This is a genomic window from Stenotrophomonas sp. P5_A8, assembly GCF_056400545.1.
Window position 1 is genome coordinate 1 of the sequence record NZ_JBFULB010000507.1, and the last position, 1793, is coordinate 1793.

At 60.9% G+C, this 1793-nt stretch carries 4 protein-coding genes; 2 read left to right on the top strand and 2 right to left on the bottom strand.

Annotated elements, in window-relative coordinates:
- Together AC1DQP_RS20155 and AC1DQP_RS20160 are read left to right on the top strand one after the other, a co-directional pair.
- Nucleotides 1-367 (top strand): hypothetical protein (locus tag AC1DQP_RS20155; protein WP_478052385.1); only part of this gene is annotated, 367 nt, incomplete at its 5' end.
- Nucleotides 368-460: 93 nt separating this feature from the next.
- On the top strand, nt 461-1114 hold the full coding sequence (locus AC1DQP_RS20160) for a LuxR C-terminal-related transcriptional regulator (RefSeq protein WP_293980153.1): 654 nt from the start codon (nt 461-463) through the stop codon (nt 1112-1114).
- A 68-nt stretch (nt 1115-1182) separates the two neighbouring features.
- Here the strand turns inward: AC1DQP_RS20160 and AC1DQP_RS20165 are convergent, their stop codons facing one another.
- Nucleotides 1183-1362 carry a hypothetical protein gene (locus AC1DQP_RS20165; RefSeq protein WP_210433878.1) on the bottom strand — a complete coding sequence of 60 codons (180 nt, stop codon included), beginning with the start codon at nt 1360-1362 and terminating at the stop codon, nt 1183-1185.
- Between the two features lie 145 nt (nt 1363-1507).
- Nucleotides 1508-1793: BLUF domain-containing protein (locus AC1DQP_RS20170; RefSeq protein WP_478052386.1), on the bottom strand; the 286-nt coding region annotated here is incomplete at its 5' end.

Genomic DNA, 1793 nt, shown 5'->3' on the forward strand with positions numbered 1-1793 from the left:
CCTGAGCATGGTGGCACCGGGTTTTCGCCCCTCCCCTTCGCGGGCGGCTGAGCTCGTGGATGCAGGATTTGTATGGGTAATGATTGCCAAACCGCCAGAGCACGGGCTTACCGCCTTGGGCAAGACCACGCTGATCTCCCTCGTCTGCGACGACGCCTCACTTGACCTCGCAGAGCTGGCGACGGCGGCTGAACTTTTGACTCCCTCCGTGACTGACTTCGCGTCTGGCACGGCGTTCTTGGATGAGCTTGAGTCGCGGGCCCGATCAGGTCAAAAAATTCGCCCTACTCTCGAACAGGGCGCCTTCTTGTTGTGGTTGCTAGCCGAGATGCCCAGCACAGCGCCCACCCCGCCGGCCCCCGTCTAGCTGCCAAGCACGAATGCCCGTCCCATGCCCTTTCCCCGTAGTCACCGGGTCTGCTAGCTTGGATCCCCCCGACCGAGGAACGCTGCAGTGGATATGGTTTGTAACCCGCCGGAGCGTAAGCAGTTCGGTAGTCTTCTGCTGGTCGACGGGCACACACTCGTGGCGGAGGGGACCGCAAAGCTACTGGAAAGCCGGTTCTCACGCATCTGGATTGCTTCAACGGCGGCGCGCTTCCAAGAGCTTGTCAGCCAAGTCCGCCCGACCTTGGTGATAGCCGATCTCTACTTGCCTGGCGCAAGTTGCATAGCTCTGATGGAGGGGACGCTGCAGCAGGAGGGGGCGCCGGCCTTCATCTTTCTCCCAGCAGAGGCCGGCCCGGACACTGTGACCCACGCGATAGCCGCCGGCGCGAAGGGATTTCTACACAGACGCTGTAGCAGCCAAGAGCTGTTTCGCGCGATCGATTGCATCATGGACGGATGCACGTATGTAGCAGCCAGCTTTCTTGCCTCGCAGGCGGAAGCGGAAGCTGCAGCCCCCAAGAGACGGCAGGCGATGCTGACCGCCAAGCAATTGCAGGTCCTGGAGCACGTGGCTTTGGGCATGAGGGCCCAAGATGTCGCGCAGAAGCTTCATCTTTCCACGCGCACGGTGGAATCCCACAAACGCGCCATCATGCGTCAACTGAATGTGGGCAACTCGCTGGAGATGGTTCGAGTGGCCCGGGAAGACGGAATTCTGACTTGAGCGTTCCCTGATACAGAAAAGGCTCGGCCTGGACGGCCGAGCCCTTGGCTCGTCAACGCTTGGGAAGCTTACTCTTCCTCGTCCTTGCCACCCTGCTGACCGGACCGCTCGCGCTTGCCGTTCTGGTCCTGCTGCTGTTGACCCTGGCGCTGGGTATCGCGATCCTGCTGCCCCTGCTGCCCCGGCTGGTTCTGCTGACCCGGTTGGTTCTGGCCGGGATTCGGACTCTGCTGATTCTGATTGCCCATGATCATTCTCCGTGTTCGGCATCACCATGAAGCCGATGGGCAAACCCTACGTTGCTATCAGTTAGGTTTCCGTAGCCTGACAGGTGCACACCTAGACAGGCCGCGCACCTTCCTAACTCGTTCACCATCCGAGCGGGATGGGCCTTTACGTTGTCGGAGGGGCCTGGACCGACCAGAACTCGGCCAGCAGACGCAGGCCTGGGTTGTGCTCAGCATCTTCTTCCAAGAAGGGGTGACTGCGCTCGCTCCAGCGTGCGGCTTCTATCTTCTGGATCATGGACGCGTCGGCATGCTGGCAAGCCATCGACCAGTTCCAGAAGTAGCGTTCTGGCACTTCACCACTGGTGAGCACCCGGATATCCGCATGCCGCTTGGACTGCTTGATGCGGTCAAAAACCGAGGCAACTCCCTCCTCGGGGCCTTCCAGGTAT